Consider the following 16732-nt stretch of genomic DNA (forward strand, 5'->3'; position numbering starts at 1 on the left):
CAATGGTCACAGGAAGCAGAGCCAAAACGACGCATAAAAAAGCCCGGCAATGCCGGGCAAGAGAAGCTCTGAGAAAACACTCAGAGAAGGTTCATACGAAATTCTCAACCGAGGTATTTCGCATGAAAGCGGAGATGCTCTTCTATAAAACTGGAGATAAAAAAGTAACTGTGGTCATACCCTTCATGACGACGGAGTTTCAGTGCGTAGCCAGATTCTGCAGCGGCTGCTTCCAGCGCTTCAGGCTTCAACTGCTCGACGAGGAAGTTATCCGCAAGCCCCTGATCCACCAGCAAAGGTAATTGCTTATCCGCATGACGAACCAGATAGCTGGCGTCGTGCTTCGCCCAGGTAGCCTTATCAGCGCCAAGGTAATTACCCAGCGCTTTTTCGCCCCAGGGGCAATCCATGGGATTACAGATCGGGCTGAAGGCAGAGATACTGGTATAGCTATCCGGATTATTCAGAGCCAATGTAATCGCACCATGACCACCCATCGAATGACCGCTGATAGCGCGTTTATCCGTCACCGGAAATTCGGCTTCAATCAGTTCAGGTAATTCTTTAACGACATAATCGTACATTTTGTAATGCTCAGACCATGGCGTTTCGGTCGCATTCACGTAGAAACCTGCGCCCAGTCCAAAATCGTAAGCGCCGTCAGGGTCGTCGGGTACGCCTTCACCGCGAGGTGATGTATCCGGCATCACAATCGCCATACCTAATTCGGCCGCCACGCGCTGTGCACCGGCTTTGTGAGTGAAGTTCTCATCGGTACAGGTGAGGCCAGATAACCAGTAGAGCACAGGTACATTTCTGACTTCAGCCTGCGGTGGCAGATAAATACCGAAGCGCATCTCACAGTTAAGCACCGCAGAGCGGTGCGTAAACTGCAGCTGACGACCGTCAAAACAACGGTTTTCGCTGACTTTTTCCATTACTTAATACCCGGTGTTCAGTAGTGAATTACGGTACGGATACTCTTGCCTTCGTGCATCAGGTGGAAGGCTTCATTAACGTCATCCAGTGGCATGGTATGCGTAATAAAATCACTCAACTTAAATTCGCCAGCGAGATAGCGTTCGACGTAATCCGGCAGCTCAGAACGGCCTTTTACACCACCAAAAGCGGAGCCTTTCCAGACGCGCCCGGTCACCAGCTGGAACGGACGGGTAGAGATTTCCTGACCGGCACCTGCAACACCGATGATCACAGACTCGCCCCAGCCTTTGTGGCAGCACTCAAGCGCAGAGCGCATAACGTCGACATTACCAATACATTCAAACGAGTAGTCGACGCCACCATCGGTCAGTTCAACAATGACTTCCTGAATCGGTTTGTCGTAGTCTTTCGGGTTAATACAATCAGTCGCGCCCAATTGTTTCGCCAGGTCGAATTTGCTTTCATTAATATCGATGGCAATGATGCGTGATGCTTTTGCCATGGCCGCACCGATAACCGCCGACAGACCAATACCACCCAGACCGAAAATAGCGACAGTCGCACCCTCTTCTACTTTGGCAGTATTCATCACGGCGCCCATACCAGTCGTGACACCACAACCGAGGAGGCAGACTTCTTCCAGAGGAGCTTCTGGATTTACTTTGGCCAGTGAGATTTCCGGCAGTACCGTGTACTCAGAGAAGGTTGAGCAACCCATGTAGTGGAAGATCGGCTTGCCGTTCTGGCTGAAGCGGCTGGTACCATCTGGCATCAGACCTTTGCCCTGAGTTTCGCGTACCGCCTGACAAAGATTGGTTTTACCGGATTTACAGAATTTGCACTCGCGGCATTCGGCGGTGTACAGCGGAATCACGTGATCGCCTACTTTCACACTGGTCACGCCTTCGCCGACGGACTCAACGATACCACCGCCTTCGTGGCCCAGAATCGCAGGGAAAATACCTTCAGGGTCATCACCAGACAGAGTAAACGCATCGGTGTGGCAAACGCCAGTCGCGACGATCTTCACACGGACTTCACCTGCTTTGGGCGGTGCAACCTGAACTTCTTCAATAGACAGCGGCTCGCCGGCTTTCCACGCGATGGCAGCACGGCAGGTAATAGTCTCGGACATGGGAGGTCTCCTTATTATTCCGGAATTCGGTGTCTTCACTGCGAACATTGTAGTTCGTTACCAAATAGAGATAATCTAGCAATCTATAAAATCACTATTACATATTGGTAACAATGAACCTTTGGCAAGGCGTGAATGAATTTGTCGCGGTCGCAGAATCGCAGAACTTCACCAAGGCAGCGGCTGGGCTTTCGATCTCAACGGCGCAGGTCAGTCGGCAGGTTCGACTGCTCGAAGAGCGATTGGGCATCAAACTGCTGTACCGGACGACAAGACGCGTACACCTGACCGAAGCCGGACAGCTCTACTATCAATCCTGCCGCCCATTAATAGAGGCATTGCAGGGCGCGGAGCATGCGGTACAGCAGCTTCAGAGTGTACCGCAGGGGTTAATCCGTCTGACGGCCCCAGTGACCTACGGCGAGCGCCAGCTGGCACCGGTGTTGAATGCTTTTCTGGAGCAGTATCCGGACATCCGCCTTCACTGTGAACTGACCAACCAGAAGATGGATCTGATTGCCGACGACTACGATATTGCGATCCGGCTTGGCAAAATTGATACCCCGGACCTGGTCGCGCGACGGCTGGGCAGTCGTCAGCTATTTACCTGTGCGTCGCAGGCCTATCTGGATGATGCTGGCATTCCTGAGACACTCGATGCGCTTCGCGATCACAACTGCCTTGTCGGCACGCTGGATTATTGGAGATTCCGCGATGAACAGGGTGAGCGCATTCTGCGGGTGAATGGACGCCTGAGATGCAACAGTGGTGAAGCCCTGTGCGATGCTGCAATGCGAGGTTTAGGCATTGTTCAGCTGCCGAACCATTACGTGGGTGACGCATTAAAACGAGGTGAGCTGGTTGAGGTACTGACCCCTTTCCGCCCAGAGAAAGAAAGCATCTCGGCGTTATATCCGCCGGGCCGCCAACTGTCACCGAAAGTACGGGTATTACTGACGTATCTGACCGAGCATCTGGGGCAATAACCTCTAACGAAAATAAAAAAGCCCCGGCGTACCAGGGCTCTCTCTTTAGCAACGTATACCGGCTATTAACGGCTGATCAGAGCCAGCTCGGCGTCTTCGTTCAATACCGTCCACCAGATGTTGTCGTCGCTGTCATAACCGAGCAGCGGCTGTTCAGCACAGGCACCGTCACGCGCTGGCGGCGTGTCGACATAGCTTTCCAGCCACATACCATCGATGATGCAACTGGCATCAGCCAGAGGCTGCCAGTCTTCGCCATTGTGTTGCGCCAGAATCACACTGCCACCTGACACACCCGCTGAGGCGGTAAAGGCAACGGCGTAAGGGTCAGAGACGGCGTCAGAGATGTCCCAGGATTCAGTGGCTGTGGCTGGCAGTATCACGTGCAATCAGTGAGCGCTGGTACTGGTGCTCATGACCCTGAACGTAAATCACATCGTGTTCAGAGAAGAACGCGCGAATTTCGTCAGCGACACTGTATACCCAGTCGTCATCTTTCGTGCCTTCGACAATCTGTTCACGCGTCAGACCGTATTTCGCACCGATCAGGCCATCGTGACTGGCGACAACAATGCGATCGACTTTTCCCGGTTTTCTTCGACCACATTTTCGATCCACTTAATCGCCAGCGGCAGGTTGTAATAAGCGAGACCGATGATCAGAACGTTTTCGCGGATAACGTAGTAGTTCACCCATTCGTAGCCCGGCATGTGCACCGCATCTTCCGGAATGAATTCACGCATGGCGTTAATCCAGCCGGTGGTGTACGAGTAATTGAGTTCGTGGTTACCCATTACTGGCAGAAATTCCATGCCCTGCGTTTTGTAGGGACGCGCGACGCTGGTCCACTCTTCCCATTCAACCGCAGAGCCTTTGTCTGTCAGGTCACCTACGGGTATCACCAGATCCACACCCGCTACCAGCTGATGTTTGAGCACCTCGTCCATCGGGTGCATCGCCAAATGGGCCTGCCCGGTTTCATCCGAGCCGCCCTGAGTATCTGGCAGTACGCCTACCGTGAAAGCACCGAAACGCGCTTCTTCGTTGACGCCTTCATTCTGAGGCTCCTCTGTCTGTGGAGCTTCAGCCTGAGGCGCTTCAACGACTGGCGTATCGAGACTGGTATCAGGTGTTTCAGTGTTGCTGCTGTTACTGCTGTTACTGCTGTTACTGCTGTTACTGCTGTTACTGCTGTTACTGCTGTTGTTGCTATCGCCACCACAGGCTGTCAGTGCCACAGCGGCAGCCAACAGGCCAAGGTGAGCCATTACTTTAGAATTATTCATGGATTGTCCCCCAAATTTCTGGAGGACTCAGTAAGCCCACAGGCAATGTCGTTTCTGTGACAGGCCGACAGACGCTAAAATCCATACGGGCCAGATTTCCGTTGCCGTACTGCACTTAGGCGCTGATGCAATGTCATCACTGATTCGTCTTTACTGACAACAGGCTGTTGCTGTCATTTAAGCGACACAGTTAAAGCGTACTCGCGCGCGCAGGGCGTATCTCTTACATTTACTAGCCAGCACTATCCCAATTGCGGATTACTCTTTTCAGAAAATATTGAATCCTTTTTACCGCAACGGGTCTCACTGACTGTGGTTGTCCTCTGCTATCGACCTTATGTTGTCGGCAGCATTTTTTTGAATAGAACCGCATTCCTGCTAGATTAGAGAAAAATTTCCCCGTTCTTAAAAGAGAAGTACATACATGGCATCAGAACGTCTTCATCTTGAGTTGTGCAACCTGACACTGAAGCAGTATCCCGATATTAAAGTACTCATGGATGAAGCTTATCCGGAGCTGGGCGGCTCCTGGCCAAAGCACACGATTAAGCGCCTGATCGAAGAGTTTCCAGAGGGACAGATTGGCGTCATTGATGGCGATACTCTGGTCGGTATCGCCCTGTCCGTACAGGTAGACTACAAACGCTTCTCCAACCCCCACACCTACGAGGATATTGTTGGCGCTAACGACGTTATCCGCAGCAATCCTGATGGTGATGCGCTGTACGGCCTTGATGTCGTTATTAAAAAATCTCACCGTGGCATGCGGATTGGCCGACGCCTCTATGACGCCCGGAAAGAGCTTTGCCGCCAGTACAACTTTCAGGCAATTCTTGCGGGTGGCCGTATCCCGAGTTATCACACCTATCGCAAAGAAATGTCGCCTATGGAGTTTATCCACAAGGTCGACACGAAAGAGATTTACGACCCGATTCTCTCCTTCCAGCTGTCTAATGATTTTCAGGTAAAGCGCCTGCTGAAAAAGTATCTGCCGGAAGACTCTGAGTCTGTTGGCTACGCGACGCTACTGGAATGGAATAATATTCTGTATGAGCCGACCGATACTGTTCTTGAGTTCCGCAAAACGACAGTACGCGTGGGCGCGGTTCAGTGGCAAATGCGTACCGTTCAGTCACTGGAGGAGCTGCTGAAGCAGGTCGAGTACTTTGTCGATACGGTATCGGACTATCAGTGCGACTTTATTGTGTTCCCGGAATTTTTTAACGCACCGCTGATGGGGCTTGGACCCCAGACCTCCCAGACGGAAGCCATACGCTTTCTGGCCGACTTCACCGATCCGATCCGTGATGCTATGTCACGGATGGCCGTTGAGTACAACGCTAACATCGTCACCGGCTCGATGCCGATCATGGACAACGGCGCGATTTACAACGTCTCGTATCTTTGCCACCGCAGTGGTCAGGTTGATGAGCAACGCAAAATCCATATCACTCCGCACGAGAAAAATGACTGGGTGATTAAAGGCGGTGATAAGCTCCAGGTATTTGAAACTGACGCAGGCCGCGTTGGCATTCAGATCTGTTATGACGTCGAATTCCCTGAGTTATCAAGGATTATGTCTGAGCAGGGTCTGGAAATTCTGTTTGTACCTTTCTGGACAGACACGAAAAACAGCTATCTGCGTGTCCGCCATTGCGCCCAGGCCCGTGCCATTGAAAACGAATGCTATGTAGTCATCGCGGGCAGCGTCGGCAACCTGCCAGAAGTGGAGAGCCTTGACGTGCAGTATGGTCAGTCAGCGGTACTGACACCGTCGGACTTCCCATTCCCGCATGATGCGACCTTGTCTGAAGCAACAGCGAACACAGAGATGCTGCTGTTTTCGGATCTGGATATGGATAAGTTACGCATTCTGCATAACGAAGGTTCGGTCAGAAACCTGAAAGACCGTCGCAAAGACCTGTACGACGTCCTTATCAAGAAGTAAGACAGAGAGGAAAAGCCGGGATGCTGATGAACAGGCATCCCGGCAATTCTGAGACTACGCTCAGGCAGATTCCGTCGTTTTATTTGTTTCCGCCAGATATGGCTCTAACTTCAGAATGTTCTCACGAAGGCCTTCCGGGATGTCACACGGGCGGCCTTTTTTATAATCAAAAAAGACCATGGTGCTTTCACCTTTAGCGACCAGGCGTGACGTCTCATGGCTCCACACGCCGTATTCCTGAACGATGCGGCCGGAATCCAGCTTAACGCTTTTTATACCCACACTGATGGTGTCAGGGTACTTGAGCGGTGCCAGGAACTTAGCACTCGTGCTACCAAGAATCGGGCCCATGCCCGTCTTAGCCATATATTCTTCAATTTTGATCGCTTCGACGTATTTAACGCGCGCGCTTTCAAAATAACGGAAGTACACCGTGTTATTCACATGGTGGAAATAATCCATTTCGCCCCACGCTACGGGTATCTCAACAACAATCGGATAATCGTATAAATCCAGCATGATAATCGCCCCATTAATACTTCATTGGTGCTCGCCATCGTGGCCAGCGATAAGAAAAGGTGTCAGTCAGCGCCGACAGAAGTACTAGAGCAACGACTATGCCCGCTGAAAAAGAAAGGGTGAAAATTAATCAAATATACGAAGAAAGCACCAGTCAAAGTTGGCAAGGGAGAACTTTATAAACACGGACTAGTACTTTTTCATTAGTCATAACGGCAAGACTTATCCGGCCACGAACACGTCCTGAGAAACTTGAACCGGCTCCTTGGAAACGGGAATTAAAGAAACGTCAGAAAACAGATAAGCCACACGTCGGTTTTGATTGGTTACTGCCAAATCGTCAGCTTTTCGTCAGGCAATAAAAAACCCGCCGAGGCGGGTCTTAGGAGCATTACGAGCGAACGTCGTAATCAGAGCTCGAAGCTGTGACGCAGAACGATGGTCTCAACGCGGTCCGGGCCGGTAGAGATAATATCGATCGGCGCACCAATCGCTTCTTCTACGAAGCGGATGTAAGCGCGTGCATTCTCTGGCAGATCGTCAATGCTTTTGGCACCGAAGGTCGTTTCAGTCCAACCCGGCAGCTCTTTATAGACCGGAGTCACTTTCTCGAACTGGTCAGCAGACGCTGGTACTTTCAACGCATTGCCATTCTCGTCCTGGTAACCGATACACACTTTGATGGTGTCCAGACCATCCAGAACGTCCAGCTTGGTCAGGCAGATGGTGTTGATCGAGTTAACGCGGATTGCATGCTTAACCAGCATAGCATCGAACCAACCACAACGACGGTCACGGCCAGTGGTCGTGCCCTTCTCTTTACCGACATCTGCCAGGTGCTTACCGACGTCATCAAACAGTTCCGTCGGGAATGGGCCAGAACCAACACGGGTCGTATAAGCCTTAGTGATACCCAGAATCTGATCCAGATACAGAGGACCAACGCCAGAGCCTGTCGCCACACCACCGGCAGTGGTGTTAGACGAGGTTACGAACGGGTATGTACCGTGGTCGATGTCCAGAAGAGTGCCCTGAGCACCTTCAAACATGATGTCGCCACCGTCTTCACGCACGGTGTGCACCAGATCAACAGCATCAACAACGATGTCTTTAATCTGAGCAGCCCAGTCCATGCAGGCAGCCAGTGTCTCTTCGTAGCTGACCGGATCAACGCCATAGTAGTTCACGAGAGAGAAGTTATGGTATTCCATGACTTCTTTCAGTTTGTCAGCAAACTCTGGCTGATACATGTCATCAACACGTAGTCCACGGCGAGAAACTTTGTCTTCGTACGCCGGGCCAATACCGCGGCCTGTCGTGCCGATTTTCGCATTACCACGCTTAATTTCGCGCGCCTGATCCAGAGCGACATGGTATGGCAGAATCAGAGGACAAGCGTGAGAGATACGCAGACGATCCATCACAGGTACGCCGCGCTCTTCAAGCGCGCGGATCTCTTTCAACAGAGCATCTGGCGCCAGAACCACACCATTACCGATGACACAACGAACGCCATCACGCAGGATGCCGGACGGGATCAGGTGGAGTGCAGTTTTCTCACCGTTAATTACCAGGGTATGACCTGCATTGTGGCCACCCTGAAAACGGACGACGGCCGCTGCTTTTTCAGTCAGCAGGTCAACAATTTTACCCTTACCTTCGTCACCCCACTGGGTGCCCAGAACAACAACGCTTTTGCCCATGGCAGAATCTTTCACTCAGTCGTTAAATTTAAAAATTCAGGCGCTGACCAGTATCCACTGGCCATCGTTTTGCTGCAGTCGCTGAGACGCCCCTGCAACATCACCATTCGCTTCGGTCACTACACGGTATCCTTTGGTCCGTAAGTCCGTGATTGCCTGCCATAACGACGGATCATCCGACGCAGGAGCGGCCACGGTTTCCTTTGCTTCAAACTGACGCTGACCGAGAGCCGCCAGTACTTTAAGGTCGGCACTGAAACCGGTTGCCGGACGTGCTCGCCCGAAATCAGCACCGGTTTCATCATAGCGACCGCCCTGAGCTACAGCATCACCGTAGCCCGGCACATAGGCCGCAAATACCAGACCTGTGTGGTAATCATAACCACGTAATTCGGTCAGATCACAGGTGATTGATACCTGAGGAAAACGCTGCATCAGCGCTTCAATCGCCTGTGTCATATCGCTCAGCTGCTGCGCCGCAACGGGCACCAGTTCAGCTAAGCGCGCAAATTTGTCGGTCAGTGCACTGGCACTGCCCTGCATTGAAGCCACCAGGCTGAATGCTTCAGTTAAACGGCTGTCACTCAGCTCACGCTCAACCCACGCCAATGTGTCCGTCTGACACTTAAGCTTGAGCAGGTCGAACAGTTCGCTCTGCTGCTCATCACTCAGACCAGCACTGTCGGCTAATGCGCGGAATACACCGACATTACCGAGGTCCAGGTGAACACCTTCGATACCAGCTTCAGACAACAGGCTGAGCATCACGCTGATGATTTCGACATCGGCACTGGTGCCAGCTACGCCATACAGCTCCGCACCAATCTGAGTTGGCGTGCGACTGGCCAGCAGTGATGCCGGACGCGTGTGAAACACAGTACGGCAGTAACTCAAACGACTGGTGCCTTCCGGAGCAAGGCTGTGCGCATCGATACGGGCGACCTGCGGTGTTGTATCCGCACTCAACCCCATCAGGCGGCCAGACAGCTGATCAGTCACCTTAAACGTGCGCAGATCAAGGTCTTTGCCCGTGCCGGTCAGCAGTGAATCAAGATACTCCAGCGCCGGCGGGATAACGAAGTCATAACCGCAATTATCGAGATAATCGAGCAGATGGCGGCGTAACTGTTCTATACGTCGCGCCTGTGGCGGTAAGATTTCGTCAATGCCATCAGGCAGCAGCCAACGGTCAGCTCCAGTCATTGTCCAGCCTTCAATTGTTAAACAGGTAAAGCAGGATGAGCCCCAGCGACATGCTGAAGAGCCCGATCATTCTCATGGTGCGGTCATCTGTCTCGGCCATCCGGATCACCAGCTGGCGCCATCGTGCGGGGTAAAGAAAAGGGATAACGCCCTCGATAATCAGCACCAGACTGACGGCCACCGCCAGTGTATGCCAGGCTTCTGCGGACACTTTCTCTACCTTGATGTAAAACAGAATTGCACAAAAAAACCGGGCTACCAGCCCGGTTGCGGGATTCTACCAGAGCTGACCGGGCTTGAACATGCAAACATGTTCAGGCCCGACTGCCATTAGTTCCCTTTAGAGTCGTTCAGGTAACGGAAGAAGTCGCTCTTAGGATCGAGCAACAGAATATCGTTTCCTTCAAAGGTCTCGGTGTAAGCCTTCAGACTGCGGGTAAATGAGTAGAACTCAGGATCTTTGTTGAACGCCTGCGCGTAGATACGTGATGCTTCAGCGTCACCTTCACCGCGGATCTGCTCTGCTTCCCGGTAGGCTTCTGCTTCGATCACCGTTTTCTGACGATCTGCGTCTGCCTGAATACCTTCAGCCAGCTCGTTACCTTCAGAGCGGATCTCACGGGATTCACGACCACGTTCTGCCGACATACGCTGATACACGTTATTGCTCAGCTCATCTGGCAGGTCGATCGCTTTAACGCGAACATCCAGTACTTCGATACCCAGCTCGTCCTGCGTCTGCTCGTTGAGCATTGCGGTCAGTTTGGTCATCAGCTGATCACGCTCACCAGAAACAACTTCGTACAGGCTGCGCGCTGCGATTTCGTCACGCAGACCCTTGTTCACCTGGTTTTCCAGAAGAAGCGTTGCACGAGTGCGGTCACCCGATGTCGCCTGGTAGTAATTACGCACGTCTTTGATGCGCCATTTCGCGAACGAATCAACGATGACGTATTTCTTACCTGACGTCAGGAAGCGTGATGGCTGAGTATCCAGCGTCAGTACACGCGCATCGAAACGCTTGATGACATCGGCCAGTGGCATTTTAAACCCGATGCCCGGCTGAACATCGTCGTCAATCATCTCACCGAAGCGCAGCTTAATCGCACGCTCGGTTTCTTTGATGATGTAGAAGCTCTGGCTACCAATCAGGACCACCAGCGCGATAACGATCAGCGAAGTAAATGCTTTAGGTGACATTATCGACCCTCCCGACGAATAGTAGATGAACTGCCTGAAGTACGACGCGAGTTAGCCTCACGGATCACTTCATCAGTCAGGCGCTTGATGTCTTCATCACTGAGATCAGACTGACGAGCCACACCCTGAGCCTGCTGGGTCAGTTTATCGAGTGGCAGGTACATCATGTTGTTACCGCCTTCGACGTCCACCAGAACTTTACTGCTCTTGTTGTACACCTGAGTCACAGCATCAATGTAGAGACGTTCACGGGTAACCTCGGGTGCCTTGTTGTACTCGCTTAACAGCTTGGTAAAGCGATCGGCTTCACCTTCTGCGCGTGCCACAACACGCTCACGGTAAGCCCGGGCTTCTTCAAGCTGACGCTGAGCACGACCACGGGCTTCCGGTACAACCGAGTTAGCGTAGGCTTCTGCGTCGTTGATAGTGCGTTCTTTATCCTGCTTAGCACGCTGAACATCATCAAACGCTTCTTTCACCGCGGCTGGCGGGGTAGCGTCTTTGATGTTCACGTTCTGCAGAGTGATACCTGTATTGTACTCATCCATGTAGAACTGCAGGCGCTGCTTAACCGCTTCTGCCAGAACCACACGACCTGTGGTCAGGATAGGGTCCATCTCGGTGGAACCCACCTCATGACGCAGCGCACTTTCGGCGGCATCACGCAGAGTCAGCTCAGGGTCTTCAACACGCAGCGCATAAGACACAGGATCGGTGACGCGGTACTGCACGTTCAGTTTTACGTCGACGATGTTTTCGTCTTCGGTCAGCATGCTTTCACGGATTTCAGTTTCACGAACACGGGTCGCGTTGACGATGATTACGTCTTCAATCACTGGCAGTTTCCAGTTCAGACCTTCACCTTCGATGCGGTCAAACTTACCAGTACGTAATACAACGCCGCGTTCCTGAGTGTCGAGGATGTATACAGAATTCATCGCTAGCAGAATTGCCGCGATGACTGCGGCAACAACAAGAAAACCTGTGATGCTGCCATCACCGCCGTTGTTGTTATTTCCGCCGCTTTTCTTGCCGCCGAATAAACCGTTCAGTTTATCGGTCAGTTTGCGGATCACTTCGTCCAGATCGGGTGGCTGATTACCACCACCACCGCCGTTGCCCCTGTTATTGTTACCCCAAGGGTCTTTGGGCTTGTTGCCATTACCGCCAGGCTCATTCCAGGCCATAGATCACTCCAGTCAGTGTGGCTGTTTTGTCATAAATGAATAGTACGTCCGTCATGATAACGGATTTGAGCGCAGCGGCCAGCCCATCAGGCATTGAATCGGGCAACTAACCGCCGACTTTCGCTATAACCAGGGATCTGCAGGTTGCGCGATAAAGCGCGACTCAGGAACCTCAGCTTTAGATAACGCTCGTTTAAAGTCTTGCAACTGCATGCGAATCTGCAGATGGATGTCACCATTATCGGCAAAATCCTCGCCCTGAACGCCACCGCTTTCGTAAAGAATTGCACGAAGACGTGCATCCGCAGGTGCCAGCGTGAGCCGATCTTCGAAGATCTCTTCGCCCAACAACTCAGACATCGCCTGACACAGCAGGTCAAAACCAAGTCGTTCCTGTGCCGACACCCAGACCGCAACGGGAACACCATCCTCATTCCGGTCGATGCGCGGCTCACCAGATTCCAACAGGTCGATCTTGTTGTACACACGTAATTCAGGCAGTTCATCCGCCTGAATTTCTCCAAGTACCAGCTCAACCTGCTCGATATTGCCTTCCCGTTCATCCGAGGCACAGTCGATCACGTGCATCAACAGGTCAGCTTCTGCCGCTTCCTGAAGAGTGGCACGGAATGCCTCTACCAGTTTATGGGGCAGGTGTCGGATAAATCCAACCGTATCCGCCAGAACGATTTCACCCACGTCATCAATTTCGAGACGTCGCAAGGTCGGATCAAGCGTTGCAAACAACTGATCTGCAGCATAGACCTCAGCCTGCGTCAGTGCATTGAACAGAGTCGATTTACCCGCATTGGTGTATCCGACAATAGCAACGGTCGGTACATCTGAGCGCTTACGCGCACGGCGACTCTGGTTACGCTGTGCCCTTACTTTCTCAAGACGGGCATGAATACTTTTCACCCGCTCCCGCAGAAGACGTCGGTCAGTCTCAAGCTGAGTTTCACCCGGCCCGCGCATACCGATACCACCTTTCTGACGTTCAAGGTGAGTCCAGCCACGGACAAGACGGGTCGACTGATGCTGCAGCTGCGCCAGCTCAACCTGCAGTTTACCCTCGTGGGTACGGGCGCGTTGGGCAAAGATATCGAGAATCAGGCCGGTACGGTCGAGCACCCGGCACTTGATTTCACGCTCAACGTTGCGCTCCTGACTGGGTGTCAGTGCATGGTTAAAAATCACCAGACTCACATCATGCATACGCACGGCCTCGGCGATTTCTTCAACTTTTCCCTTACCAACGAACGTTTTTACGTGAGGTACATCCCGCTTAGTAGTTACCAGATCTACCGGGTCTGCCCCCGCAGAGATAACGAGTTCACGGAATTCACTCAGGTCCTCCCGGTTCGCTCCTTCGGGGAAGTCGACGTGTACGAGGATGGCTTCTTCACCACCACTGTCAGGACGCTCAAAAAACACAGATAGATGTACCTTTATCGGCGATTATTCAGAATTTGGAAATCTGGTCGTACCGGATGCTTCCGATAAAAAATAGCAGATGCGAGACACAATGATGCCTCAGACGCTCAATAACAACACTGCGGTTGTTTCAGTCGGATAGTGGGAATATCAGCGGGCCCGCCCTCTTTACGGCAAAGCCCCTGATCAGGCCGGGCGATTATTCCTCGCCTTCACCCTGTTCTGCTGCTGGTGCCAGACGCACATTGCGGCTTGGAACTACAGTAGAAATTGCGTGCTTATAAACCATCTGAGAAACAGTGTTCTTCAGCAGGATAACGAACTGATCGAATGATTCGATCTGACCCTGCAGCTTAATGCCGTTAACCAGAAAGATAGAAACCTGGATACGCTCCTTACGAAGCTGGTTCAGATAAGGGTCTTGTAAAGAGTGCCCTTTTGACATAGTTGTTCTCCTAAATGAGAGAGTGCCTTCCAATCTGCGGTCGGCGAAGTAATAGTAGATTGCCCCATTGGTGGCCAGAACCTGCCCCAAAACTAACATGGAGGCCATGAAATAAACCGGTACACCTAAACCGGATCATCTGTACAGACACATATTTGGTCGTCGGGTTCAGCCCGAGAATGCCGAATTCTGCATTGTTATGGTAATTCAATACGGTCAGCAGCCGTTCTCACGGCTAAATATGGCGCTGGTGCTGAGTATTTTCAAGGTATTTCTGACAATATCCGGATCATCGGTATCCAGCCAATGAAGATCGGGCCAGCTACGCAGCCAGGTGATCTGACGTTTGGCCAGTTGGCGCGTCGCAATAATGCCCCGTTCTATCATCTCGTCGTAGTCGTATTCACCATCCAGATAGTCCCACGCCTGACGATATCCAACGCAACGGATGGACGGCATATTCTTATCAAGATCACCACGGGCACGCAGCGCTTTTACCTCGTCGAGAAACCCATCGGCCACCATAATACGGAAACGCTCGGCGATGCGTTCGTGTAAACGCTTGCGCTCTGCCGGGCATACCGCGAGGTTCACGACATGGTAGGGCAGCGGCTCGGTCTGTTGCTCGGCCCAGTATTCCGTCAGTGTTTTGCCAGAGATCATATACACCTCTAGAGCACGCTGAATACGCTGAGAATCCATAGGTTTCAGGCGACGTGCGGACTCAGGATCGATATCTGCCAGCCGCGCATGCATCGCCGGCCAACCTTTCTCAAGGCCTTCTTCGAGTAGCCGCTGCCGGATTGCCTCGTCGGCTTTCGGCAGATCTGCAGCGCCGTCGCGGAGAAATTTGAAATACATCATGGTGCCACCCACCAGCAATGGCACTTTGCCTGCGGCGGTAATGTCTGCCATTTCGCGTAAAGCGTCTTCACGGAAATTAGCGGCGGAGTATGCCTCGGCCGGATCAATCAGATCAATCAGGCGATGCGGTGCCTGCGCTTGCATACTGGCGTCCGGCTTGGCGGTACCGATGTCCATGCCTTTGTAGACCAGCGCTGAATCGACACTGATAATTTCGCAATCGTGGTTCTTAACCAACTCCAGTGCGAGTGCCGTCTTACCTGAGGCCGTCGGCCCCATCAGAAAAATCGCGGGCGGTAAACTCACAGGAGGTAAGGATTCTGACATCAGCGGCCCCGCAGAAAGAGCTTATCCAACTCTGACATCGTCATCTGAGTCCAGGTCGGTCGCCCGTGGTTGCACTGTCCGGAGCGCTCGGTGGCTTCCATATCCCGTAACAAAGCATTCATTTCAGGTAGGGTCAGTTTCCGGTTTGCCCGTACAGAACCATGGCACGCCATGGTCGACAGCAGTTCGTTGCGATGGGCAAGAATCCGGTCCGAGGCGCCATGCTCCATCAGATCACTCAGCATATCAGTGATCAGTTGCCCGACATTTGCCTGCTGCAACAATACCGGAATCTGGCGGATCATCAGACTCTCTGGCGACACTCTCGCCAGCTCAACGCCGAACTGACGGAATTCATCGGAGAACTGCTCTGCCGCATCGGCCTCACGCTCACTGACGTGCAGAGTTTCGGGCACGAGCAAAGGCTGACTCTGAACGCCCTGCTCATCCACCGCGACTTTTAAACGCTCGTAGGTAATTCGCTCGTGTGCAGCGTGCATATCCACGACCACCAGACCGTGAGCATTCTGCGCGAGTATATAAATGCCATGCAGTTGAGCGACGGCAAACCCGAGTGGCGGCAGGTCTTCTGCACTGGATTCAGGAAGTGGTTGTGGCGCTCCCTGATTCAGCTGTTCGTAACTGCGTAATTGTTCAGCCACTGCGCCCTGCCCCGGACGACTGTCAGAAAAACTCTGACCAAAAGAACCGCCAGAAAAATTCTGAGCTGTTGAGGTCGCGGCGCCGTCAGCGGTTGCAGAGAAGGGAACTCGTTCGTTAGCAGGCTGTTGCCAGTCAAGCCGGTTCTGTCCCTGAAACTCTCCCGCCTCTGTACCTGTTGCCGCCGGAGCTGCACTTGGCTGCAGATTCGCGGTCGGCTGCTCCGGGCGTATGTCCGCCAGAGCGCGGTGCAGAGAACGGAAAATAAAATCATGCACCAGACGACCATCGCGGAAGCGCACTTCGTGCTTGGTCGGGTGAACGTTAACGTCCACCAGCTTCGGGTCCAACCAGAGATAAAGTACAAACGCCGGATGACGACCATGATAAAGCACATCACGGTAGGCTTGTTTAATCGCGTGCACGACCAGTTTGTCACGCACCGCCCGGCCGTTCACAAAGAAATACTGCATATCCCCCTGCGAACGCGAAAACGTCGGTAAACCCACCCAACCTTCAATTGTCAGGCCCGCACCTTCGGTTTCAATGTGCACTGCGTTATCCATAAATTGCGGATTAAGCAGTGTTGCCACCCGTTTCTCACGATCAATCGTCCGGGCCGCAGGGCGCAACGAATGAATGACGCGGTTGTTATGACGCAGCGTAAAAGCAACGTCATAGCGACTGAGTGCGAGCTTTTTCAGTGTGTCTTCAAGGTGAGAGAATTCTGTCTTTTCTGTACGCAGAAACTTACGTCGTGCTGGCGTATTAAAAAACAGGTCACGCGCTTCAACCGTGGTGCCTGTTGGGTGGGCTGCCGGGCTGACTTCCGCCTGCATATCACGCCCTTCCGCTTTCACCTGCCAGGCTTCATCTGAGCCTTTCTCTCTGGA

17 protein-coding genes are annotated in these 16732 nt (G+C 52.6%); 2 read left to right on the forward strand and 15 right to left on the reverse strand.

Features of this window, described 5'->3' with window-relative positions:
* Nucleotides 1–104: 104 nt before the first annotated feature.
* Entirely contained in the window at nt 105–938 is an 834-nt protein-coding gene (gene fghA / locus B2067_RS14365) for an S-formylglutathione hydrolase (RefSeq protein ID WP_301388922.1), read from the reverse strand.
* A gap of 17 nt (nt 939–955) precedes the next feature.
* A complete protein-coding gene (locus B2067_RS14370; protein WP_301388923.1) occupies nt 956–2077 on the reverse strand; it encodes an S-(hydroxymethyl)glutathione dehydrogenase/class III alcohol dehydrogenase in 1122 nt (373 codons plus the stop codon).
* Nucleotides 2078–2190: 113 nt separating this feature from the next.
* Between B2067_RS14370 and B2067_RS14375 the strand changes: the two genes are divergently transcribed.
* Nucleotides 2191–3063, forward strand: a complete 873-nt coding sequence (locus B2067_RS14375; RefSeq protein WP_301388924.1) for a LysR substrate-binding domain-containing protein — start codon at nt 2191–2193, stop codon at nt 3061–3063.
* A gap of 65 nt (nt 3064–3128) precedes the next feature.
* Here the strand turns inward: B2067_RS14375 and B2067_RS14380 are convergent, their stop codons facing one another.
* The 3 genes from B2067_RS14380 to B2067_RS14390 are packed head-to-tail and all read right to left on the reverse strand — an operon-like array spanning nt 3129 to nt 4349.
* Nucleotides 3129–3446, reverse strand: coding sequence for a hypothetical protein (locus B2067_RS14380; RefSeq protein WP_068436041.1), 318 nt, complete (start codon nt 3444–3446; stop codon nt 3129–3131).
* Nucleotides 3421–3681 carry a hypothetical protein gene (locus B2067_RS14385; RefSeq protein WP_301388925.1) on the reverse strand — a complete coding sequence of 87 codons (261 nt, stop codon included), beginning with the start codon at nt 3679–3681 and terminating at the stop codon, nt 3421–3423. Before B2067_RS14385 ends, B2067_RS14380 begins: the two co-directional genes overlap by 26 nt.
* Complete coding sequence (locus tag B2067_RS14390; RefSeq protein WP_301388926.1) at nt 3609–4349, reverse strand: metallophosphoesterase family protein; 741 nt, start codon at nt 4347–4349, stop codon at nt 3609–3611. The genes B2067_RS14385 and B2067_RS14390 overlap by 73 nt, the downstream gene beginning before the upstream one ends.
* A 424-nt stretch (nt 4350–4773) precedes the next feature.
* On the opposite strand from B2067_RS14390, the gene B2067_RS14395 reads away from it, so the two are divergent.
* Nucleotides 4774–6297: a carbon-nitrogen hydrolase family protein gene (locus B2067_RS14395; protein WP_301388927.1), complete on the forward strand. Its 1524-nt coding sequence runs from the start codon at nt 4774–4776 to the stop codon at nt 6295–6297.
* A gap of 60 nt (nt 6298–6357) precedes the next feature.
* On the opposite strand, the gene B2067_RS14400 is transcribed toward B2067_RS14395, so the two are convergent.
* The 10 genes from B2067_RS14400 to mutL all read right to left on the reverse strand — a co-directional run.
* Nucleotides 6358–6816, reverse strand: coding sequence for an acyl-CoA thioesterase (locus B2067_RS14400; protein WP_297533871.1), 459 nt, complete (start codon nt 6814–6816; stop codon nt 6358–6360).
* A gap of 410 nt (nt 6817–7226) precedes the next feature.
* Nucleotides 7227–8519, reverse strand: coding sequence for an adenylosuccinate synthase (locus B2067_RS14405; protein WP_076516535.1), 1293 nt, complete (start codon nt 8517–8519; stop codon nt 7227–7229).
* Between the two features lie 36 nt (nt 8520–8555).
* A complete protein-coding gene (locus tag B2067_RS14410; protein ID WP_300428509.1) occupies nt 8556–9722 on the reverse strand; it encodes an ATP phosphoribosyltransferase regulatory subunit in 1167 nt (388 codons plus the stop codon).
* 10 nt (nt 9723–9732) lie between these two features.
* A complete protein-coding gene (locus tag B2067_RS14415) occupies nt 9733–9933 on the reverse strand; it encodes a DUF2065 domain-containing protein (RefSeq protein WP_068437367.1) in 201 nt (66 codons plus the stop codon).
* A gap of 119 nt (nt 9934–10052) precedes the next feature.
* On the reverse strand, nt 10053–10922 hold the full coding sequence (gene hflC, locus B2067_RS14420; RefSeq protein WP_301388928.1) for a protease modulator HflC: 870 nt from the start codon (nt 10920–10922) through the stop codon (nt 10053–10055).
* Nucleotides 10922–12109: an FtsH protease activity modulator HflK gene (gene hflK / locus B2067_RS14425; protein WP_068437361.1), complete on the reverse strand. Its 1188-nt coding sequence runs from the start codon at nt 12107–12109 to the stop codon at nt 10922–10924. Before hflK ends, hflC begins: the two co-directional genes overlap by 1 nt.
* 123 nt (nt 12110–12232) lie before the next feature.
* Entirely contained in the window at nt 12233–13543 is a 1311-nt protein-coding gene (hflX, locus tag B2067_RS14430) for a ribosome rescue GTPase HflX (protein WP_068437344.1), read from the reverse strand.
* Between the two features lie 199 nt (nt 13544–13742).
* The gene (gene hfq / locus B2067_RS14435) at nt 13743–13988 is read right to left on the reverse strand and encodes an RNA chaperone Hfq (protein ID WP_068437341.1); all 246 of its coding nucleotides are present in this window, start codon (nt 13986–13988) and stop codon (nt 13743–13745) included.
* A 216-nt stretch (nt 13989–14204) separates the two neighbouring features.
* Nucleotides 14205–15179, reverse strand: coding sequence for a tRNA (adenosine(37)-N6)-dimethylallyltransferase MiaA (gene miaA, locus B2067_RS14440; RefSeq protein WP_301388929.1), 975 nt, complete (start codon nt 15177–15179; stop codon nt 14205–14207).
* Nucleotides 15179–16732 (reverse strand): DNA mismatch repair endonuclease MutL (gene mutL, locus B2067_RS14445; RefSeq protein ID WP_301388930.1); only part of this gene is annotated, 1554 nt, incomplete at its 5' end. The genes miaA and mutL, both read right to left, overlap by 1 nt.

Source organism: Thalassolituus sp. UBA2590 (assembly GCF_002339775.1).
Classification (GTDB): domain Bacteria; phylum Pseudomonadota; class Gammaproteobacteria; order Pseudomonadales; family Oceanobacteraceae; genus Thalassolituus.